At 51.9% G+C, this 22894-nt stretch carries 15 protein-coding genes and 2 pseudogenes; 4 read left to right on the forward strand and 13 right to left on the reverse strand.

Features of this window, described 5'->3' with window-relative positions; translation table 11 throughout:
• The first annotated feature begins 341 nt into the window (after nucleotides 1-341).
• On the forward strand, nucleotides 342-1466 hold the full coding sequence (locus P3339_RS15295) for a M14 family metallopeptidase (protein WP_282951065.1): 1125 nt from the start codon (nucleotides 342-344) through the stop codon (nucleotides 1464-1466).
• Nucleotides 1467-1895: 429 nt separating this feature from the next.
• On the opposite strand, the gene P3339_RS15300 is transcribed toward P3339_RS15295, so the two are convergent.
• On the reverse strand, nucleotides 1896-3410 hold the full coding sequence (locus tag P3339_RS15300) for an MFS transporter (RefSeq protein WP_282951066.1): 1515 nt from the start codon (nucleotides 3408-3410) through the stop codon (nucleotides 1896-1898).
• Nucleotides 3411-4001: 591 nt separating this feature from the next.
• On the opposite strand from P3339_RS15300, the gene P3339_RS15305 reads away from it, so the two are divergent.
• From P3339_RS15305 to P3339_RS15315, 3 genes are all read left to right on the forward strand, one after another.
• Nucleotides 4002-4157, forward strand: a complete 156-nt coding sequence (locus P3339_RS15305; RefSeq protein ID WP_282951067.1) for a hypothetical protein — start codon at nucleotides 4002-4004, stop codon at nucleotides 4155-4157.
• Nucleotides 4136-5203, forward strand: coding sequence for a phosphatidylinositol-specific phospholipase C domain-containing protein (locus tag P3339_RS15310; RefSeq protein WP_502867334.1), 1068 nt, complete (start codon nucleotides 4136-4138; stop codon nucleotides 5201-5203). Before P3339_RS15305 ends, P3339_RS15310 begins: the two co-directional genes overlap by 22 nt.
• A 180-nt stretch (nucleotides 5204-5383) precedes the next feature.
• On the forward strand, nucleotides 5384-7144 hold the full coding sequence (locus P3339_RS15315) for a M28 family metallopeptidase (protein ID WP_282951069.1): 1761 nt from the start codon (nucleotides 5384-5386) through the stop codon (nucleotides 7142-7144).
• Nucleotides 7145-7347: 203 nt separating this feature from the next.
• On the opposite strand, the gene P3339_RS15320 is transcribed toward P3339_RS15315, so the two are convergent.
• The 12 genes and pseudogenes from P3339_RS15320 to smc form a co-directional block, all read right to left on the reverse strand.
• A complete protein-coding gene (locus P3339_RS15320; RefSeq protein WP_020414791.1) occupies nucleotides 7348-8982 on the reverse strand; it encodes an AMP-binding protein in 1635 nt (544 codons plus the stop codon).
• 52 nt (nucleotides 8983-9034) lie between these two features.
• Nucleotides 9035-9469 (reverse strand): SCP2 sterol-binding domain-containing protein, encoded by a 435-nt coding sequence (locus P3339_RS15325; RefSeq protein WP_282951070.1) that lies wholly within the window; start codon nucleotides 9467-9469, stop codon nucleotides 9035-9037.
• Between the two features lie 83 nt (nucleotides 9470-9552).
• Nucleotides 9553-11346 carry an acyl-CoA dehydrogenase C-terminal domain-containing protein gene (locus tag P3339_RS15330; protein ID WP_020414789.1) on the reverse strand — a complete coding sequence of 598 codons (1794 nt, stop codon included), beginning with the start codon at nucleotides 11344-11346 and terminating at the stop codon, nucleotides 9553-9555.
• Nucleotides 11347-11524: 178 nt separating this feature from the next.
• Nucleotides 11525-12592 carry an AraC family transcriptional regulator gene (locus P3339_RS15335; protein ID WP_020414788.1) on the reverse strand — a complete coding sequence of 356 codons (1068 nt, stop codon included), beginning with the start codon at nucleotides 12590-12592 and terminating at the stop codon, nucleotides 11525-11527.
• A gap of 4 nt (nucleotides 12593-12596) precedes the next feature.
• Nucleotides 12597-12797 carry a hypothetical protein gene (locus P3339_RS15340; protein WP_020414787.1) on the reverse strand — a complete coding sequence of 67 codons (201 nt, stop codon included), beginning with the start codon at nucleotides 12795-12797 and terminating at the stop codon, nucleotides 12597-12599.
• A gap of 269 nt (nucleotides 12798-13066) precedes the next feature.
• Nucleotides 13067-14454, reverse strand: a pseudogene (locus tag P3339_RS15345) (class II fumarate hydratase).
• Between the two features lie 56 nt (nucleotides 14455-14510).
• Nucleotides 14511-14957, reverse strand: coding sequence for a DUF4399 domain-containing protein (locus tag P3339_RS15350; protein ID WP_020414784.1), 447 nt, complete (start codon nucleotides 14955-14957; stop codon nucleotides 14511-14513).
• A gap of 275 nt (nucleotides 14958-15232) precedes the next feature.
• Nucleotides 15233-15667, reverse strand: coding sequence for a hypothetical protein (locus P3339_RS15355; RefSeq protein ID WP_020414783.1), 435 nt, complete (start codon nucleotides 15665-15667; stop codon nucleotides 15233-15235).
• 179 nt (nucleotides 15668-15846) lie between these two features.
• The gene (gene ligA / locus P3339_RS15360; protein ID WP_282951071.1) at nucleotides 15847-17898 is read right to left on the reverse strand and encodes an NAD-dependent DNA ligase LigA; all 2052 of its coding nucleotides are present in this window, start codon (nucleotides 17896-17898) and stop codon (nucleotides 15847-15849) included.
• 136 nt (nucleotides 17899-18034) lie between these two features.
• On the reverse strand, nucleotides 18035-18475 hold the full coding sequence (gene zipA, locus P3339_RS15365; protein ID WP_282951072.1) for a cell division protein ZipA: 441 nt from the start codon (nucleotides 18473-18475) through the stop codon (nucleotides 18035-18037).
• Nucleotides 18445-19074 (reverse strand): hypothetical protein, encoded by a 630-nt coding sequence (locus tag P3339_RS15370; RefSeq protein ID WP_282951073.1) that lies wholly within the window; start codon nucleotides 19072-19074, stop codon nucleotides 18445-18447. The genes zipA and P3339_RS15370 overlap by 31 nt, the downstream gene beginning before the upstream one ends.
• A 25-nt stretch (nucleotides 19075-19099) precedes the next feature.
• Nucleotides 19100-22602, reverse strand: a pseudogene (gene smc / locus P3339_RS15375) (chromosome segregation protein SMC).
• Nucleotides 22603-22894 lie beyond the last annotated feature (292 nt).

Genomic DNA, 22894 nt, shown 5'->3' on the forward strand with positions numbered 1-22894 from the left:
TACAACATTTGATCACCGAGACTGCCTAAACTTTAACCAGCACTAGCTGCGGTATGTCATGGAGAAGTAAACGATTTCTGACAGTGTGGAGTGACGCACTTGTGATCAGGCCGGGCAGTGAGCAGTCGCCAGGGGTCCGACACCGGAAATTTCAGGGAGCAGTAGTCGTAGCAGGTGCCGCCAGGGATTGGCTAAAGCACGGTATCGAATTCGATACCGTGCTTTTTTATTATTGGCAGCGCGAAATCGCACCATAAAGTGGCGATATTCCCTTTCCTATTCCTGAAATATTCCCCATACCGCTGTATCCTGCGCCCAACAACAAGCGTGGAGCTCTCTAAATGTATATAACCAGTGCTTTTGACAGCGGCAATATCGAAGTCATCAATACTGATAGCAGCCCAATAGAACTGGCCATCCGCCAGGACAATAATTCTGATTTTTACCAGTGGTTCCACTTTCGCCTCGAAGGCGAAGTTGGGGCCAGCTACCCCTTGCGCATCGTCAATGCGGGCAAATCAGCATACCCGGAAGGCTGGGAGAACTATCGAGTATGTGCCTCATACGATAGACAAAACTGGTTCCGAGTCGGTGCCAGCTATGACGGTAACACCCTCGATTTTACAGTTACCCTGGATGAACCAAGCATTTATCTCGCCTATTTCGCCCCCTACTCCTGGGAGCGGCATCTGGACTTGCTGGCATGGGCGCAGAGCAACGATCGGGTGAAAGTGCAAACCCTGGGTAGGACCCTCGACGAGCGCGACATGACCATGCTCACTATCGGAGATGCTGATACTGCCAAGCACCGGGTATGGATGATTGCTCGTCAGCACCCCGGAGAAACTATGGCTGAGTGGTTTGTAGAGGGCTTCCTTGAAGCATTGCTGGATGATGCCAACCCACAGGCCCAGAAGCTGCTCGCTGACACCGTTTTCTATGTGGTCCCCAATATGAACCCCGATGGCAGTGTCCGCGGACATTTGCGCACCAATGCCGCTGGTGCCAACCTGAATCGCGAGTGGCTTAACCCAACGATGGAACGGAGTCCTGAAGTATTCCTGGTGCGAGAAAAAATGCTGGAAATTGGTGGGGATATTTTCTTAGATATTCATGGCGATGAAGCGCTTCCCTACAATTTTGTTGCAGCTTGTGAGGGTATTCCCGGCTACGATGAACGCCATGCGAAACTGGAGGAGACCTTCAAACAGGCCTATGAGGCCCTAAGCCCTGACTTCCAAACTGAGCATGGTTATGAGCTGGACAAGCCTGGCGAAGCCAACCTCACTATTGGCACCGCCTGGGCCGGCCACCAATTCCGCACCCTGGCACTAACTCTGGAAATGCCCTTTAAAGACAACGACAACCTCCCCGATCCCATAGAAGGCTGGTCACCAGCCCGCAGCCAACAGCTGGCCCGCGATATCCTGTACCCGATCCGTGAAGTACTAAAAACCCTGAAGTAAAACCAGGTCACAAATGGCCCCGGCCGATACGGCCGGGAACCCACTTTCAAGGAAGCAAAACTCACTGCCTGGATATTAGTTTAGAGACATGGAGAAGAGTGGGCGCTATAGTTTTCGGCTTAATAAAAGACATTTCTTATTATATTAATTATTCAATGAATACAAACAAATCTACCCGCTCCAGGTAGGCTTTACGTACTGGATCCAGCTTACTCATGTTGGCGTAATAGTGAAGGCAACCTCTACGATTATTCACTTAGAACAAATATCAAAACACATTTACAATTAACTTCAATAGCATTCACTACGATGCACAAACTTTTGTACAGTAATCTCCAATGAGAAGATTTATCAACCCTTTTCGTTGACTGACTGCAACATAAAATTTTTAAATCACCCCAAATCGAAAACAGAAAAAATATTGAAAACTTACAGCGATTTTTTCAGTAGAAATATAACCATCAACAAAAGTAAAAAGGTAAATGCCACCAACCCCCACATTACAGATTGAAAAGCACTCGCGAAAGACTGGTCAAACATTGTAACAACTTGGCTATGAAGCTGACTGGAAACTCCTGCGGCACTGTGGTCAACTCGCTCAGGATTCATTAATAGAGCTTGAATATACTTTTCAAAGCTATGTGACATAGCAATCCCATCTTCCTTTATCAACTGTAACAAGTTGTGCTTTTCCAACAACCGGAAAACAGTACCAGTAACAGCCAGACCAAGTGCAGCACCAATATTCTGAATACCCCACAGCATACCTGTGGCAATACCGGCACTATTCGCAGGCAGGGCACCTATTGCGATAGGCGCGGTAGCACTAAAGACAAAGCCCCAGGCAATACCAAAAGGAACAAAAGCCAACAATAAAGTAGTAAAGTTTGTTTGGGTAGAAAATTGCGTCATTACTATGGCCGCAATCAAAATACATATTACACCGATTAGTATCGGGGCAGCGGGACGTGAGTTTGTAGCCATTCGCCCTGCAAGCGGGGAGACTAATGCCATCACCAAAGTAATTGGTAGCAGTATCAATCCGGACATCACTGTTGTGTCCTGGCGAACAACGTGCAAGTAAAACGGCAACAGGAAAAATGCAGAAATCAAAAACACCAACAAACTAAAATTAGTCAGCACACAGGCAGAAAATAGAGCGTTTTTAAAGTAGGAAAAATGAATTAGCGGTTGCTCTAATTTGTTCTCAACCCTATACAGAAGCCAAAAACCAATAATAGAAACCCCCAATAGAACCAGAGCAGGCCAACTCATCCACCCGATTTGAGGCCCCTCCACCACCAGCAATACCAACGATCCAACACTTAGCGCGAGCAAAATCATACCGCGCCAATCTATATAGCTCTTTTCTGCATCCAGGCACTGTGGACTCTTCATCATAAAGAGCCCTACAACAACACTGACCAAGACAAAGGGAATATTAATAAAGAAAATAGAGCGCCAAGAAAAAAGATGGCACATTATTCCGCCCAATACAGGCCCAAGTGCAAAACCTATCGCCAAAATTGACATCCACCAGCCCATCGCAAAACCCGCTTCTTTCTCCACAAAGCTATGGGACAGTAACGCTATGTTATTTGGCACAATGATGGCGATAGCAACACCTTGTAAACCACGCCAGACAATCAACCACAGTGGATCATTTGCCAACCCAGCCAATAGAGAAGCAACTGCTAGCAGTATCCATCCAACATTTAGCATTTTTAACGAATCAACAATATCCCCGAGACGCCCCATGCTCGCCATCAGGATACAGAGCATTAACATAAAGATATTGATTATCCATTGGGTCTGGACAAATGTAGCGCCGAGGCTTTGCTGAATAGTAGGGAGGGCAATACTGACTATGGTGTAGTCCAGGCCCAAGATAAAAGTAGCGGGAAAGGAACCCAGTAAAATAGTCCATTTGTTGAGTCGCTGCACCGCTCAATGCTCCACTTCGTTATTCCCAAATACCTGACTGGCGATAACAACCACCAAAGAATCAAGCATCTTCTAAGCCAATAATAATTGTAGGGGGTATTTATTGAGATAAGACTCATCCCACTTTCCCCACACAGTGGACTTTCTACCAATAAGCATAAAGGGCATATCACGACACGGGAGCCTTCACAAATAGCAATAAAAGTCCCCAGACAATCCCTTCTCATACACTAAAAAGTGAACGCTTAGTCAATACAAATACTGACCAATCAACAAGAGAAATTTGAGTTAACCCAAAAAAACCAAAAATAGAATAACCAGTCACCACAAAACATTATCAACTCAATATTGGAACTTTCTATTCACGCAACCGCCCGGCAACCAAACCAACATCCCAAAAGCCAATAGTGCATTTCACTTTTTCTAGACAGGGAAATTTATCCATAGTAAAAACCCCAAAAATAATAAATAAATCTCTACTTCACACTCTCAAAAAAATAAACCAATAAAAATCAACAAGGCTGTTCATTTATTCAAAATACGAAGTAAATGAAACTGCTACTCAACCCCCAACTCCCCCGGAGAATAATAATGAAACGCACTATCATGCAGCTAATCCAGGCAACAGCTATTATCTCGCTGTTTGTTTGCTCCCCCTTTGGGCAGATACCGTTACTGATTTTCAAAATAGCTGGGCTGGTAAAGCTCTGGATCTACAACGGAAAATTGACAACCACACGCCTATGAGCGAGAACAATATTCTCGGTACGCACAATACCTACAATTCGGAAGTGTACCGGGCTTGTAACTTCTCTGTTGGTTGCCGCTACCTTGACCCCCAGCAGGAATATTCCATCAAGGATCAACTGCGGATGGGTGCCCGCTTTATAGAACTCGATGTTCATTGGACAGCGAAGATGGAGAGCCTTTTCTCCTACCCCAAACGCCTGCTGCTCTGTCATGGACTATGCAGCCTCAATGACAAGTATGCGACCGAAGGCTTCAATGAGGTAAGAGCCTGGCTCGAAGACAGCGCAAATCAGGATGAAGTCATTATTCTGTACATCGAAGATCACTCCGACGGTCGCCATCAGGATCTTTACAATCAGATTAACAGCCGTTTCGGCGATAGAATTTATTACAGTGGCGGCTGCAAAAGCATTCCAAGCACCCTAACTAAAAATCAAGTACTGGCAGAGGGCAAACAGGTAATTTTGTGGAAAGATGGCGGCTGCTCTGGAAACAGTGATATGCAAAATATGGCATTCACTGGTCTCGGTGAAATTGGTCGAGTATGGGAAGACAGCACCACCATTGGCACCATTGGGGAAATTTTTAACGGCGGTATCAAGAGAATTACTGCCAATGATGTTCGCGAAGGCTTTGCCCTTGGCCGCAACATCATCAATCTAGACAATATGAATACTACCGATGGACGCATCGCAGCTGCCATCTGGTCATGGGACCAAAGCGAACCCAACAATCTTAACAATGAAGATTGCGCGATGCAGTGGGGTAATGGCCGCTGGAATGATGCCAATTGCAGCAGCCAGTACAGCTTTGCCTGTAAGAATATGAACAATGGCAGCTGGCTGGTCAGCGCCTCCATCGGCCCCTGGTCCCACGGAGCCAATATTTGCCAGTCACTTGGTAGCGAGTATGTATTTGAGGTTCCCACTAACAGCCAGGACAACCAGGCTTTAAAAGCAGCTAAAGAAGCTACTGGTTACGACAAGGTCTGGGTCAACTACCAGGACCAAGCCAATGAGGGACAATGGCTCCGCAGCGAGTGAGCCTTAGGTAAATAAATATTTGGTAAAAAAACTGAGTTCATATCCCTATTCTGGGCCCGCTTGCCTATGCAGCGGGCTCTTTTTATGCGGACCCCATTTATACCGCCCACTCAGAGCTGTCGTTAGTTTAGTTGAAATGGGGCATAATCTATGCCTGAGCAAGACTCTCAGGACATAATTATGCGAATCCCTACCCTCTGGCGCCGCCTTGGCTTAACCATAGCCGTTGGCAGTGCACTTACCGCCTGTGGTAAAGGCAACCCCGAAGCCACCAAACCGGAAGCAGATCACAGTGCAGCCCATGCTGAGCATCAGGCCGCTGAATCCAAGCTGTCCCTCAGCAAAGCTGAGCAGGCGCAAGTTGATGCCATAGCTGCTGATCTGCACAAGCATATTGCAATCCTAGCTTCCGACGAGTTCGAAGGGCGCGCTCCTGCCACCAAGGGTGAGGAGCTGACCGTTACTTACCTGGCAGAACAGTTCAAGGCCCTGGGCCTGGTACCCGGCGCCGTAGATGCCGCCGGCAAGCCAAGCTGGTTCCAGCAGGTGCCCATCGTGGAGATGGAGATAGAAGCCTCTCCCCTTAAATTCTCAGGAAATGGTTTCGAGCAGCAGCTGCAACCTATTGAAGACATGGTGACCTTCACCCAAAGGCAAACTGCAGCCTCCGCCCTGGATAACAGCGAGCTGGTATTTGTCGGCTACGGCATTGTCGCTCCTGAAAACAACTGGAACGATTACGCCGGCCTGGATATGAAGGGCAAGACAGCAGTCATTCTGGTCAACGATCCTGGTTACGCGACCAAGGACAAAGCTCTGTTCAATGGCAATGCTATGACCTACTACGGTCGCTGGAGCTACAAATTCGAGGAAGCGGCCCGCCAGGGTGCTGACGGTGCAATCATCATCCACGAGACCGGGGCTGCGGGTTACCCATGGGAAGTGGTTAGCGGCTCCTGGTCCGGTGCGCAAGTCAGTCTCGAAGCTGAAAACAAGAATGCTGACCGTGTCGCTGTAGAGGCCTGGATGACTAACCAAGCCGCTAACGAGCTATTCAGCGCCGCTGGTCTGGATTTACAAAAGGAAATGGATGCAGCCAAAGCCCAGGGCTTCAAACCTAAGGCCCTTGGGGTAACTGCCAGTGTTCAGTTGAAAAACCGCCTGCAGAAATCCAACTCCCGCAACGTAGTGGCCAAACTACCCGGCACAAAGCACCCGGACGAAGTGGTTGTTTACACCGCACACTGGGATCACCTGGGTGTCAACAAGAACGCGGAAGGTGAGGACCGGATCTTTAACGGTGCCGTGGATAATGCAACAGGTACTGCCGGCCTGCTCGCTATGGCAGCCGAAGCTGTAAAACTGGATCGCCCGGAACGCTCACTACTGTTCGTAGCTGTAACTGCTGAAGAGTCCGGCCTGCTCGGCTCCAAATACTACGCTGAAAAGCCTGTAGCCCCCCTGGAGAAAACGGTTGCCGGTATCAATTTTGATGCAATGAATGTTCTGGGCCCAGCCCGTGACATCACCGTGATTGGTTACGGTAGCAGCGAGCTTGAACAGCTGCTGGAAGTTTCTGCCAAAGGCCAAGGTCGCTACCTGGCTCCGGAAGAGCACCCAGAGCGCGGCTACTTCTATCGCTCAGATCACTTCAGCCTGGCGAAGAAAGGCGTGCCCATGCTGTATTTCGATTCCGGAACAGACAACTTTGAGCATGGCCGCGAATGGGCCCAGGCGAAAGGCAATGAGTACGTTAGCCAGCACTATCACAAGCCTGGCGACGAGTACGACCCCTCCTGGAACCTAAAAGGTTCTGCTATGGATCTGCAGCTGGGTCTGAAACTCGGCTTAGAACTGGCCAACAGCCGAGACTGGCCCAACTGGTATGAGGGTAACGAGTTCCGCGCGATTCGCGATGCAAGTGCAGAGTCACGCAAATAACTGGTAACCTTCCTTTATTCGCGGCGGCACCCCAGGGCTGCCGCGACCTTCTCTCCCCTTTTATTTACACAACCCTCTCTCGCAGTCTTGGTCTCCTCCTGCAAAACCATCTACTAACCCGGCACAGTTAAAAATAAAAAAGCCCCACCGTTTCCAGTGAGGCTTAAAGAAAATAGCTAACCGGGACTTCACCCGGCTAAGCACTATGCGCTAACGGCTTCCAGCTTTTTCAATTCCTCATCGCGCAGTTCACGGCGCAGGATTTTACCCACATTCGTTTTGGGCAAGTCTTCGCGGAATTCCACTTGCTTGGGCACCTTGTAGGCAGTCATATTTTCACGACAGAAAGCAATAACTTCATCTTCAGTCAGAGACGAGTCGGCTTTCACCACAAACAGTTTTACCTGCTCACCGCTCTTTTCATCGGGCACACCAATCGCTGCAGCTTCAGTGACTTTCGGGTGGGCACTCACTACATCTTCAATTTCGTTGGGGTACACATTAAAGCCGGACACAATAATCATGTCCTTTTTGCGATCTACAATTTTGATGTAACCATCATCCTGTATAACCGCCATATCCCCGGTATTCAACCAGCCCTCACTATCGATAGTATCCGCAGTTGCCTCCGGACGCTGCCAGTAACCTTTCATTACCTGAGGACCGCGCACGCAAAGCTCACCGGGAGAATTATTCGGCAGGTCATTACCATTTTCATCAACCACTTTGACTTCAGTACCCGGCACCGGGATACCAACAGTACCTAACTGAACACCATCGGTAGGGTTGAAGGACACAACAGGGGAAGTCTCGGTCATACCATAGCCTTCCATTACCACACAGCCGGTCATCTCTTCCCAACGCTTGGCCGTATCTCGGGTCAGAGCCATACCGCCGGAAGCTGTGGAATGCAGTTTACTGAAGTCCAGCTCAGCAAACTCCTTGTTACGCATCAAACCATTAAACAGGGTATTGAGGCCGACAAAACCAGTGAAACGCTGACCTTTTAGCATTTTTACAAAACCGGGAATATCGCGCGGGTTCGGAATCAGCAGCGAGTGATTGCCAGTCGAGAAGAGACACATGCAGTGAATGGTAAAAGCGTAAATATGGTAAAGGGGCAAAGGCGCGATATAGTATTCCTCACCCTCTTTCATGCCACTGCCAAACGCTTCGCGCACCTGCTCCATATTCGCAACCAGGTTGCGGTTGGTGAGCATAGCGCCCTTAGCCACGCCAGTAGTACCGCCTGTGTATTGCAACACGGCAATATCATCCGGTGTGCGCTCAGCATCCTGCTGCGGTTGCTGGGCACCGAGAGTCATAACCTCACGGAAGGACACCTGGTTGGCGAAGGAAAACTCCGGCACCATTTTCTTAATGTACTTGGCAACGCTATTTATCAACGTGCGCTTGAGCGGACTGTGCAGGTCCGCAATCTCAGTAACAATTACTTCTTCCACGCCGGTTTCCGCAACTACTGCAGAAGCAGTATCGGCAATATTGGCCAGGACGATTAACGCCTTGGCTCCGGAATCATTTAGCTGGTGCTTTAACTCACGCTGGGTATACAACGGGTTAGTATTAACCACCACGAGGCCCGCACGCAGGGCACCAAAAACCACTACAGGATACTGCAGTACATTGGGCAGCTGGACGGCGATGCGATCACCCGGCTTTAAATTTGTATGATTTTGCAGATAGGACGCAAACTTCGCGCTCAGAGTGTCAATATCGCCAATCGTCAGAGTTCGTCCCAGGCAGGTAAAAGCCGGTCGGTCACCAAATTTGGCGCAAGCGCCCTTAAAAACATCGAGTATGCTGCGTTCAATGTCCAACTCTCTTCTCCCATTCCTGATTGTTGTTGTCGCTTGCTCTCATCTTCCGTCCTTATAGACGAAACCTGCCATCTAAAGGCGCCAGCGAGAATTTATTTATTGTTTGTAGTATCTTGCGAGATAGTGAAAAAGAGGTGCTTTCATGCCTCTCCAAACATATCTCCTTTTTACTCCGCGCAGGAAATAAACCTGCCAAGGCCGCCGCCAGCTCTCTATCCCCCGTGTACTGAACGTCCCCCAAGAGAAAGGCATGGCGCGCGTTTAAATGACCATCCAATATTGCTTTGAGCGTTTGGTTAGCCATTTCTAATATTAGTGCCGGCTGTTCTGCTTGTCCGAATTCGGATACCACCTCAAGGTCATTGGCACTACCAGTGATATAAACAAAAAAATCACAGGCGTCCGGCAGCCGAAACTGTACCCGAGCAAGTGGGTGCAAACAAGCTAGACGCCGAAGGCGCTGCTGCACTGAATCCGGCAATTGCATCGGAATCTCTCCGTTATTAACCACTACGGCGCCGGTAAAAAAACCGCCGGTAAGAACCGGCGGTTTTTTTACTGGGAGTGGAATTAGAACGCAAAATGCTCAGCGTCCAGATCCATTAGGTTGGCCGCACCACTAAGCATGGTCGCTGCGTGGCTGGCGGTACGTGGCAGAATACGCTCGAAGTAGAAACGCGCAGTCTTCAGCTTGGCCTGGTAGAAATCTGCTTCAGCGGTACCTTCTGCAAGTTTCTCATTGGCCAGTTTGGCGGCACGGGCCCACAAGTAACCGAGTACGGTATAACCGGAGAACATCAGGTAGTCGACAGAAGCCGCACCAACTTCATCCGGGTTTTCCATTGCTTTACCACCAACATGCAGGGTCAAATCGCCCCACTGCTTGTTCAGCTCCTGCAGCTTGGTCACGAAAGGTGCAAGCGCTTCATTATCAATTTCCGCCTGGCAGAACTTGTGTACCTTCTTGGTGAAACCGCGCAGCAGTTCGCCCTGAGTCATCAGCACCTTGCGGCCCAACAAGTCGAGAGCCTGAACACCGGTAGTGCCCTCATAGATAGTAGAGATACGTGCATCACGTACATTTTGCTCCATACCCCACTCGGCAATGTAACCGTGGCCACCAAAGCACTGCAGGCCCAGGTTGGCAGACTCAAGGCCGGCTTCAGTGATAAATGCTTTGGCAATCGGCGTCAGGAAAGCCAGCTGGTCTTCAGCTTCTTTCTTAGCAGCCTCGTCACCCTTGTGGGTAATGTCTACCAGCAGCGCACAGTTGGCAACCAGCATGCGGCTGCCTTCAGCGATAGCCTTTTGGGTCAACAGCATACGGCGAACATCGGGGTGTACGATGATCGGATCAGCCGGGCCTTCAGGGTTCTTGGCGCCGGACAGGGAGCGCATTTGCAGACGGTCCTTGGCGTAAGCCAGGGACTTCTGGAAGCCGATTTCTGAGTGAGCAAGACCCTGCAGAGCCGTACCCAGGCGCGCGGTATTCATAAAGGTGAACATATAGTTCAGGCCTTTGTTGGGCTCGCCAATCAAAAAGCCTTTTGCACCGTCAAAGTTCAAAACTGCAGTGGCATTACCGTGAATACCCATTTTGTGTTCCAGGGAACCACACACAACGCCGTTGCGCTCACCGACAGAACCATCAGCATTAGGTACAAACTTGGGCACGATAAACAGGGAGATACCCTTGGTGCCAGCCGGCGCATCCGGAAGGCGCGCCAGTACGATATGCACGATGTTTTCAGTCATGTCGTGCTCACCGGCAGAAATAAAGATTTTGGTACCGGTAATTGCGTAGGAGCCGTCTCCGGTGGGCTCAGCTTTGGTACGCAAGATACCCAGATCAGTACCGCAGTGAGGCTCGGTCAGGCACATGGTGCCAGTCCAGCTACCCTCAACCAGCTTGGTCAGGTAAACGGCCTTCTGCTGATCGGTACCATGCTCTTCCAGGGTATTCATGGCGCCGTGGGACAGGCCCGGGTACATGCCCCAAGACCAGTTAGCGATACCCACCATTTCGCTCATGATGGTGCCCAGAGAGGGCGGCAGGCCCTGACCGCCATACTCGGGATCGTGGGGCAATGCCGGCCAGCCAGCTTCTACGAACTGTTGATAGGCTTCTTTAAAACCTTCCGGGGTGGTGACCTCACCGTCTTTCCAGGTACAACCCTGCTGGTCGCCAACCTGATTCAGCGGTGCCAGTACGTTTTCACAGAACTTCGCACCCTCTTCCAGGATGGCATCCACGACATCAGGAGTCGCCTCCTCAAATCCAAGTGACTCGTAATGCTTGTCTGAGTCCAGCATCTCGCGCATGACGAAACGCATATCACGCAGTGGCACTTTGATATCGGTCATCCTGATACCCTCAATTTGTTTATGTTTAGGACCAAGCGCAAAACTGGCCGGTCATAGTTGTGACTAATTACTAGGATTTGTTCATCATAGTAGTAAGCCGGCAGCCCTCTCTATGGCTAAATCCGTCCAAAGCGGTGACAAATCGAGGCGGGAATTCGAAAAAATGTGACCAACCCGGTCAAATATCCAGGCCGGCAGCGGCGCGACCGCCCCGCCGATACTCACCTGGCGTGATACCTGTCCACTTCTTAAACGCGCGAAAAAATGCACTGGATTCGTCGAAGCCAAGCATCTCGGCAATCTGTCCATTAGACAGGTCTGGGCAGCTTAAATAGTGAAAAGCAGCCTCCATGCGACACTCATCCTTCAGTTTCTGATAGGAAGTCCCCTCCTGCTGCAATCGACGGCGCAGGGTTGTCACAGACATATTGAGGCGATCTGCCACCGCCTCCGCTGCAGGCATGGATTCACTCACATCCCGATTCAGGATGGTTTTCACTTTTGTTTTGATACTGTTCGCGCTGCCGTCGCTGATCACCAGGTGGTAGGGCGCGGTACGGATAAAATCCTCGACCATCTGCGGGCTCTGCACAACAGGATACTCGAGATAGCGCGTATCGTATTCGAGGGCATTAAATGGCTGCTCGAACAGTAACTCATCAGCCTCGCTCTGGGCCAGGCTGCGGAATTCTTCCGGGCACGGGAATGAAAAGTGCAGACGCGCTAAGGGCACCTCGCGCCCGGCAAGCCAGCAATAGAAGCGGTGCCAAACCGCCAAAGTTGTGCGCACCACACTGGGACTGGTGGAGGCTAACAGCTGATCAAACTCGCCTTCCTCCAAAGAAGAAATGCCATGAATCTCTACCCTCACACGCCCGGAGGGGTCTCCCTCAAGCACGGGCTTCACCTTAAAGCCCCTACAGATCTCCATAAACTCGGCACACAGTGTGATCGCTTGACGCAAAGTCGCGCAATTTACCACTGCCAGACACAGTAAGCGGAAAGAGCCTGAGCGCACACGCCCGCCACTGAGCATGCCAAACCACTCATTTTGGGCCAGCCACATTACCCTCTGGTACAGCCGGCCGTACCTGATCGCGGAGAAAGCGGCAACGCCCTCAAGCTCGGCTTCATCAATGCCGACTGAGTTGAGTAACTCTTTGCGATCGCAACCATGGCGAATCGCCTCCTCCAGCAAACGCTCCAGGTAGGCAATCGGTATGCGGATATCCTCTTCTGACGCCATCTATCTACTTTCGCCTGCGCAGCCAGTTCAACAAAGCCCCAAACCCCATCGCAACTACAATAATGACAAACAGCACTACCAGAAGAAGTAGGAAGTAGTACACAACGTCTCTGACAGGCAGGTCCCAGCTATAAATCGCTGCCACGACAAATGCGACACAGGCAAGTACGCTGGTAATAAAGGAGCGGCGACTTTTATTGGCCATGGTGATCTGAATAAATTGATTGTAAAACCGGTGAGATTACCACTTTCTGTGGCGCTACCATTGTATTGTCGGTCTCAGGTACCGACGCGGCGTCGAATCGTGAGGGATTGGCAGGTATCTGTCAACGCCGCAGGAGGCGAGGATGCCCAGAAGAATGCTGGAACCCGAGGATCAGGCCACCCTGTTGCGCCTATTTCGCTGGATGATGTGCATGACAGCGATTATCACCCTAATCATGCTGGGCATCGCCATATTTGCCTGAAACCCAGTTACTCACCGACCAAACCGCCCTTCGCCAGGTGCGCAGGATCCAAAAGATCTTCAAGGGTCTTGCGGTCAAGATCAGTCATTTCCAAAGCTACATCCAATACTGGCCTGCCGCTGCTGTAGGCGGCCTTGGCAATCTCCGCTGCCTTAAGATAACCAATTACAGGATTTAGCGCCGTCACCAATATAGGGTTGCGTCCCAACGTCTCCTCTATGTGCGCCCGGTTTATCGTAAAGCCAGCGATAGCACGGTCCGCCAGCAGAAGTGATGCATTGGCAAGCAGATGAATGCTTTCGAGCAAGGTACTGGCCACTAGTGGCAACATAACATTTAACTGGAAGTTACCGCTCTGCCCGGCCACGGTAATCGTGGTGTCATTACCCATCACCCGCGCAGCTACCATGGCCGCCGACTCGGCAATTACCGGATTAACCTTACCCGGCATAATACTGCTACCCGGTTGCAGGGCCTTAAGTGCTATCTCAGTTACTCCGGCCAGGGGACCACTATTCATCCAGCGTAGATCGTTGGCGATCTTCATCATCGCCACCGCCAGTACCTTGAGCTGTCCAGACAGCTCTACTGACGTATCCTGACTTGAGATAGCGGCAAACAGGTTGTCTGCGGGGCGAAACTGTTGTGAGGTGTGAGCGCTGAGCTTTTGTGCAAACAGCTCGGAAAAATCCGGGTGGGCATTTAGCCCTGTGCCGATTGCAGTCCCCCCTGGGCCAGCTGCGCCAGGCGCGGCATGGTCCCACGGATCCGCTCGCGGCAGTCCTCTACCTGCGCTGCCCAGGCTCCCACTTCCTGTGCCATGGTCATAGGCACCGCATCCATCAGGTGAGTACGGCCGGTTTTGACCACACTTTGCACTTCCTCCGCCTTATCACACAAGCGGGTATGTAAGTGGCGCAAGGCGGGCAACAATTTATCGCGCACCGCAAGCAGCGCAGAGACATGAATTGCCGTGGGGATTACGTCATTACTGCTCTGGCTCATATTGACGTGATCATTAGGACTGATAGCGAGCCCATTACCCTTACCGGCCAGGTGTGCCAACACCTCGTTAACGTTCATATTCGAGCTGGTGCCCGAGCCAGTCTGGTAAATATCCACTGGGAAGTGAGCGGCAAACTCCGGATCGCCAAGACTGTCGCAGGCAGCGATGATCGCCGCTGCTCGCGCTTTATCCAGCAGCCCCAAGTCTCGATTTGCCTCGGCCGCCGACTTCTTAATCAGCACTACAGCCTGAATAAACTCTGTCGGTAGACCCTTGCCACTGACTGGGAAATTTTCCACCGCACGCTGTGTTTGGGCCCCGTAGAGCGCTGCCTGCGGCACCTGGATTTCACCGAGGCTGTCCTTTTCAGTGCGGAATTTGTCGCTCATTGCTCTTCCTCAAGGTGTACCAAGGCACACCGGTGACTATCGTTTTATGCCGTGGATCACTCTACTTCGATAGTGATCTTCTTGGACATCACCGGCTTTTCATGGGGTACATGCATGTAATTACCCAGTACCAGCTGCAAAGTATGTTTACCTGGCGGCAAAGTGACCTGGGTCTCTGTCTGGCCACCGCCGAAGTGGATAATGTTCTCACTCGCAGGTAGCGGCTTACTCATATCCGGCATTTCATCCACGTCGATCAGCAGGTGGTGGTGCCCGGTATTTTCACTATCCACTCCAGCCGGAGCCACCCCCATACCAGACAAACCAAACTTCACAGTAAATGTCCGAGGAACCTTCTCGCCATCCTTGGGGGAAATAATATAGAGTTTGGCATTCTCCGGCGCCTTGCTGGCCATATCGGTTTTGGATTCATGCTCCGCCGCGTGTAACAACGGCGACAGCATCAGGGCGCTGGCAAAGAGTAGAGAGCTTGCTTTGATCATGATCATTCCTTCCTGATAAGGCGCCCCAGGCGCCATTTCTTATAATCCGGCTTTATTGCCAATCATTGGCTTTGTTTTTGCCAAATGACAGAGGCACTTTACCAGACCATCGTTTCACTGAAAGGCATTCACTGGGAATATAGTTGCCGAATCGAACCAGTACATCAAAATCTGTGACTCTAGTAGTGCAACAGCGACTGTGCCAGCTGGATAGCTGGCGATAGAGAAAATATTAGCTGACGGGATTATTGCCTGAGAGCCTCGGCTGTAAATTCTTAGACACTGACACGCCCTTCCTGTGTCCACTCGCAGCGCACCTGCATATCGCCACTACCCGGCTCATGATAGAGGCCGGCTGCCTCCCAGCTAAAAGAGTGGACTCCCGACAACTCAGTTTCCAAATGTACAGTTGCCGACACCCAGTACATGCTCTTCAGCAGCTCTTCAAACTTCTGAATCCACATATCCCACTCATACTCCACAGCCCGGTATGAGGCACCGAAATGAATTACGTCAGTTTGGTACTGGGACTGCTTTACCTTGATGGTAGGGATGGAAAACATATCGCGACAAAGAAAAGGCCACTCATCGGCACTAGGTAAGGCCAGGACCGCATTGCGGTTAACCCGGCGACGTTCACTGCCGCCGCTAAGACTATTGCTGTCTTTGATACAACCGTAAACTATGGATTCCTGATCGCCCTGAAGCATTAATTCCATTCCTTACCGCAGCGCCACCGGACATCAGGTACCCAGGGCAAAAAAGATCTTGGAGATGCACTTTAACGGCGAAGCGGCAAGAAAGCCATAACTCCGCGGGCGATCATTTATGTTGAGCGGGAATTAACGGAAACCGCGGGTACTGTTTCACAGCACCCACGAGGCGGAAGTTATATTTCAAAGCCCCTCTGGCGCAGCATTTCCATTAAACCCTCCTCATCCATTACCGGAATGTTAAGCTCCCGCGCTTTGTTCAGCTTTGAGCCCGCTCCCGGGCCCGCCACAACATGATGAGTTTTTGCTGACACACTACCAGCCACCTTGGCTCCAAGACGCTGCAAGTAGTCTTTGGCTTCACTTCGGGAAAGGGTTTCGAGTTTTCCGGTGAGCACCCAGGTCTGCCCTGATAGAGGTTGCTCCTCACCACCCGTTTCCTCCGCTGGCCAATGTACTCCAGCCTGGCGTAGAGCTTCGATTTCCTCTTGAGCATGGGTCTGCTGGAAAAACTCAGCAACGAAGTGAGCTACTGTCGGGCCGACATCATCTACTTCCTGTAAAGCCTCTTCATCAGCAGCCATCAATGCTTCCAGGGTGCCAAAATACCGCGCCAGATTTCGCGCAGTCGCCTCACCGACTTCGCGTATCCCCAATGCATAGAGGAACTTCGGCAGAGTGGTATCTTTACTGCGCTCCAGCGCATCCAACAGATTTTGCGCGGACTTTTGCCCCATACGCTCAAGACCCGCCAACTGTTCGAGTTCAAGGTGATAGAGCCCGGAAACAGAATGCAGCAGCCCCTCATCCACCAGTTGCTCCACCAATTTGTCTCCGAGACCGTCAATATCCATGGCCTTGCGCGAGGCGAAATGTCTGATGGCCTGCTTGCGCTGGGCGCTGCAAATCAAACCACCGCTACAGCGGGCTACGGCTTCACCGGGTGTCGACTCAACAGGCGAATCACATACCGGACAGTGCGTGGGAAATTCAATTGCCTTGGCATCCTTCGGCCGCTTCGTCTCCACCACCGAAACTACCTGCGGAATTACATCACCAGCACGGCGAATAACGACAGTATCGCCAATCATAACTCCGAGGCGCTGAATTTCATCGCGGTTATGCAGAGTTGCGTTGGAGACGGTAACCCCACCGACAAATACCGGTTTTAACCGAGCTACCGGTGTTACCGCACCTGTGCGCCCCACCTGGAATTCCACATCGAGAAGCTCGGTCATTTCTTCCTGGGCGGGAAATTTATAAGCCATAGCCCAGCGAGGTGCCCGAGCCACGAAGCCCAATCGCCGTTGAAGGGGTATGCTATTAACCTTAAATACAATACCGTCGATATCGTAAGGCAGGCTCTCGCGCTTCTCCCCCAGCTCTTTGTGATAATCGATACAAGCCTGGATATCTTCTGCCACACGCATCTCGCTATTAATGCGAAACCCCCATTGCCCCAACAATTCCAGAGTTGCTATATGCTCCTCCGGCAGGCGCGCCCCCTCTACCAGCCCGGTACCATAGGCGCAAAGTTCTAATGGGCGCAGGGCAGTGATACGGGAGTCAAGTTGACGCAAACTACCGGCTGCGGCATTGCGCGGATTGACGAACAACTTTTCACCCGCTGCGGCAGCCTTGCGATTCAGCTCGGTAAATCCCGCCTTGGGCATATAAATCTCACCGCGCACTTCCAGAACAGCGGGAAACTTGGCAACCCCTTTTGCCTGACGCAAGCGCAATGGCACCGAACCCACCGTTCGCACATTTTGTGTAATATCCTCGCCGGTGGTGCCATCACCACGGGTAGCCGCGCGCTGGAGAACACCATCTCGGTACAAAAGGCTGATAGCAATACCATCGAGCTTTGGCTCACAGGCATATTCAATTGGCCCCCGGCTATTCAATCGCTCGCATACCCGGCGATCAAATTCCACCAACTCTTCATCATTAAATGCATTGTCGAGCGAAAGCATCGGCACTTCATGGCGTACCTCGGCAAAGGAGGACAGGGGCTCAGCACCAACCCGCTGGGTAGGCGAATCTGCAGTCTGCAGTTCAGGAAACTGCTGTTCAATATCCTGCAATTCCCGCAAACGTCGATCATATTCCGCATCCGGCAGCTCCGGATCATCCAATACGTAATACTGGTAATTCGCTCGCTGGAGCAGTTCGTGCAACTCCTGCACCCGATCGCGGGTCTGCTTGGGAATAGTTTGTATGGTCATCAACAATTCAATTGAAAAACAGGTAAAAAAGAAATTTGAATTTGGTATACAGCAGCGGCCCCAGGCCGCGGTCAAAACCCAGGGGATTCCACCGCGGCCTGGGGCCGCTGTTACTGACAAATAAAAGTTTTCGCTATCAGTTCTGTGCCATAGCCAATGCGCGGCGGCGCTGGTATTCCATGACACGCTGGCGATAGTGCTCAGCGGTCTGGGCAGTGAAAACACTGCGATTTTCATCTTTCAGCTCCCCACCGAGCAACTTGGCGATGGTGTAAGCGGTGGACAACAGCTGATCAAATGCCTTGATCGCTTCCCCCTCTACCGGCAACGCCAGGAACAGGCTAACCCCGGGAGTGGCAAACTCCTCCATCTGGGCGAGATCAAAAACGCCCGGCACAACGATATTTGCCAGGCTGAAAATAACCGCTCCATCGGCTCCACCACCCTCGTGGTAATGGAAAATATTCATTTCGCCAAAACGCATACCCGAAGCCACCATCACCCGCAGGAGATCATTGCCCTCAAAGTAATCCCCTTCCGGAGCCATCACATTAATGACAAGAACTTCGTCGCGCACCGGTACTTTTTCCTGGGGGTACTCATCAGCCAAAGGCACTTGCGGGCCTGGATCCCGGTGTGCAGGAGGCTCATTTTCGGGGAAGTTGTGGTTTCTGCCCTGTCCTCACTGATCGCATGCAGGCTCTCGGATTCATTCAGTTCCGGCTCAAAACGCTGCTCTTCACTAATGGACTCCATTAAGGTAGGTACCTGCTCTTCCAGATCAAGCACACCCTGCTCTTCCAGTTTGCGCTGGGGTGTACTCCCTGCGAGGGGCTTACGCGAGGAAATAAAACTCTCTTGCACCTGGCGGTTGACGTGCAGGGCATCTTCCATTGCGCGGCGCTGAACTACGCGCACTTGGCCAGGCAGTTCACTGTTCGCCTGCCTCTCCTCAGCACGTTCATCACGGGGTTTGCTCGGTGTATCATCAGCGGTAGGTTTGGGGGCCGATTTTGAGACGGGGTCAGCTTCACTGTCCACCTCAGATTGCATCGCCTTGGATAAATTTCGGGAGACTTTTACAGCCGCCCGCTGCCGCATGATTGCGCGGCGCACACCATCCAATACCGCGATAAGCAGCACTACTACCAGGATTGTAACCAGCCAGTTATCCATTTTAAGCGCCTCTCCTTTTACGCTCTTATGCGGAAGCCAGCTCAGCGGCTTCTTCCACATTCACCGATACCAGGCGAGATACACCCGGCTCATGCATGGTTACCCCCAGCAGCTGATCTGCCATCTCCATTGCGATCTTGTTGTGGGTAATATAGATGAACTGAACATGTTCTGACATTTCTTTAACCATTCGAGCGTAGCGACCTACGTTAGCGTCATCGAGAGGAGCATCCACCTCGTCCAACATACAGAAAGGTGCTGGATTCAGACGGAAAATAGAGAAAACCAGAGCGATCGCAGTAAGTGCCTTCTCCCCGCCAGATAGCAGGTGAATGGTACTATTACGCTTGCCCGGTGGGCGCGCCATAATTGCGATTCCAGTATCGAGCAGATCCTCACCTGTAAGCTCCAGATAGGCATTACCGCCCCCGAATACTTTCGGAAAGAGTTCCTGCAGCCCCGCATTGACCTGGTCAAAGGTCTCCTTGAAGCGGGTTCTCGTCTCCTTGTCGATTTTCTTAATTGCATTTTCCAGAGTCTCCAGCGCATCCATCAGGTCGCCATACTGGCGATCCAGGTAATGCTTGCGCTCAGACTCCTGCTTATATTCATCAATGGCCGCGAGGTTAATCGGCCCCAGGCGCGAAATACGCGCGGCCACGAGTTCCAAATCTTCCTGCACCTGGGCGATGGTGAGATCACCGGGCAACTGTTCTAAAAGCTGCTCTACATCGTGATCACTCTCTTGCAGCTGCTCAACCAGACCATTGCGCTGCACCTCCAGGGTTTGCGCGGCGAGACGCTCTTGCTCAAGCTGTGCACGTACCCCTTGTAAGGCCGCTTCAATCTTGTGGCGCTCCTGCTCCTGCTCACGCAGGCCGCTTTCCACTTCCTCAAGCTTTTTACGCGCTTCTGCCAGCTCGGTTTCCACCTCAATACGCTCGCCCAGCTTCCCCTCCAGCTCAGCCTGGAAATCCTGGGAAGGGTCTTCGGTTTCAGCCATTTGCTCCTGCAACTGGTTGCGACGTAATCGCAGGCGCTCGAGCTGTTCATTCATCACCTGCAGGGTGCGCTCCAAAGAGACCATCTGTGTACGCACAGATTGTTCGCGCATAGCCAGTTCGTGAGCGCGATCCTTGTCCTCTCGGGCGCGCTGGCGCGCAGCATCCAAAGCTTCGCGCAATTCCTCGCGACGCGCCATTAGCGTTTCACGACGATCGGTATCATCGCTCATCGCCTCCACGGCTTCCTGCAGCAACAACCGCGCTTCAGACAGGGATTCACCTTCAAGCTCCTGCTGCTCACGCACTTCAGCAATTTCCTGCTCAATGCGAGTGCGACGCTCGCTCATCTGCTCTGCACGAGCACGACGGGCAGACAACTGGCTGCGAAGCTCCGCCTCACGGCGACCGAGTTGTTCGGAATCCAGTCGGGACTGCTCAATTGCGCGCTCCAAGTCTACGGCATCACCTCGCATGGATTCGCGCTGCTCACTGAGACTTTCTATCTGCTCTTCACACAGGGCAATCTCCTGTGCCAATGCCTCCAGTTCCTGCTTGCGGGCTAACACCCCGGCCTCCGCATCGCTGGCCCGGCTTACACGCAACCAGTTTGGCCCCAACCAGAGACCATCCCGGGTTACGATCGATTCATGAGCCCGCAGCTCAGAACGCTTCGCCAGTGCGTCAGTAAGGTTTTCAGCAGTGTAAATGCCTGAAAGCAGCCCGGTGAGAGAGGCCGGCCCCTGTACTACATTGGCCAGCGTGGGTAATGAAGAATCGGGGGGGCCGCTACACTGGCCTCATCAATAAAGATTGCCTGGCCGCTCTGCAGTTGACCCAGCCCCTCAACAAGGCTCTCTAGCTGATCCACGCAGACCGCCTGCAGCTGTGAACCCATTATCGTTTCTACTGCGGTTTCCCAACCGGCTTGAGCCTGGATCTGGTCGGCAAGACGCGGCCTTTCACAAAGGGATTGTTGCTGCAGCCAGCTCTCAACAGCTTTACCCTGCCCCAGTGCCGCCTGCTGCAGCGCTTCCAAGGAGGCTTGGCGACCGCGGCTGGTCTGTAGTTGTAAGCGCAATTGGTCAAGGTCAGCTGCCATCTCCTGTTCGCGGGAGCGCAATCCGTCCAGGGATTCGCGTCGCTCAGCCGTCTCTTCACGGCGCTCCTGAGCCTGCATTTCCATCTCGGCGAGCTCTTCATTCAGCTGCAGGGTCTCTTCGTCATCCTCAGAGACCTGAAGACCGGATTGCTCTGCGATCAGCTTGTTAATGCGCTCAAGCAATCGCTGCCCGGAAGTCTCCAGGTGTTGGATGCGCGACTGTTGCACCTCGGCCTTTTGGCGGGAACCTGAAGCCCCCTGATTAAATTGGTCCCACTCATTTTGCCAGTTGCGCATTTGCTCCTCGGCCTCAAGTAAGCCACTAGCGGACTCCTCTTCGGCGGCGAGAACCATTTCAAGATCCGGCACAATTACTTCGAGCTCCTCCTCGAACTGGGCAGCCTTTTCTCGATCCACTTCCAGGTTGGTCTCCGCTTCGCGGAACTCCTGTTCAGTCTGCGCCAAGTCGGAGTGCAGGCGAGTGGAACGTTCACGGGCATGGGCAATACTCTGCTCGAGGCGCGCAATATCACCTCCAACCGCATAAAAGCGGCCCTGCACCTCATTGAAGCTGTCGGACAACTCATGGTAGCCAACACGCTTTTGTTCAATGCCGGTGTCACAGCTCACCTGTCGGGTAACCAACTCCTCAACCGTCAGCTCCAGCTCACCGATTTGTTGCTGCTTAGCGGTATTTTGATCGTTGAGTTCGCGGTATTTAAGGGCTTGTAAATTCGCTTTGTAGCTGCGCTCTTCCTCTTTAAAGCGACTATATTTTTCCGCTGCTGCGGACTGCCGTTCCAGCCGGGACAGTTGTCGATCCAGTTCGTCTCGAATATCGGTAAGACGCTCCAGATTCTCATTGGTGCGGCGCATACGATTTTCAGTATCTCGGCGCCGCTCCTTGTACTTGGAAATGCCGGCGGCTTCTTCAATATAAACGCGCAGCTCTTCCGGCTTGGCCTCGATTAGCTTGGAGATCATGCCCTGTTCGATAATCGCATAACTGCGTGGGCCAAGACCGGTTCCCAGGAACAGGTCTGTCACATCCCGGCGGCGACATTTCTCACCGTTGAGGTAATAGTTATTCTGCCCTTCACGCGTCACTTTTCGTTTTACGGAAATCTCTGTAAAAGAGGCATAGGCACCGGAGAGCTTGCCGGCAGAGTTATCAAAAACCAGTTCGATAGAAGCCTGGCCCACGGGTTTACGCCCACTGGAACCGTTGAAGATGACGTCCGTCATGGAATCACCGCGCAGGTTCTTCGCTGACGACTCCCCCATTACCCAGCGCACGGCATCAATGGTATTTGATTTGCCACACCCATTGGGACCTACCACCGAGTTAAGGTTTGTAGGAAAGTAGACAGTGGTGGGGTCAACAAAGGACTTGAAGCCCGCAAGTTTGATGCACTTCAGACGCATGTATTCTTAAACTCGGTATTTTTTATCTTTGCCGGCCCGATCACCAAACACTCAATTGTACATGGCGCTGCCTGGGCTTTCAGCGCAATTCTTCACAGTTACTTTTCAAGCGGATTATCGGCCGGAATGGCCTGTGGTCAAGTCAAGATCGCTCTAAAGCTGCAACTGGTACCCAAGGCCAACTCAATAGCCCGGTAAGTTTGCATTAACAACCTCAAACCACTCACGACGTTGCCTCGTGCGCCTGTGACCATTTAGACGCGAACAAGTTCTCTGGCCGCAATACACTTTA

The sequence above is a fragment of the Microbulbifer sp. MLAF003 genome (genome assembly GCF_030012965.1).
GTDB classification, from domain to species: domain Bacteria; phylum Pseudomonadota; class Gammaproteobacteria; order Pseudomonadales; family Cellvibrionaceae; genus Microbulbifer; species Microbulbifer variabilis.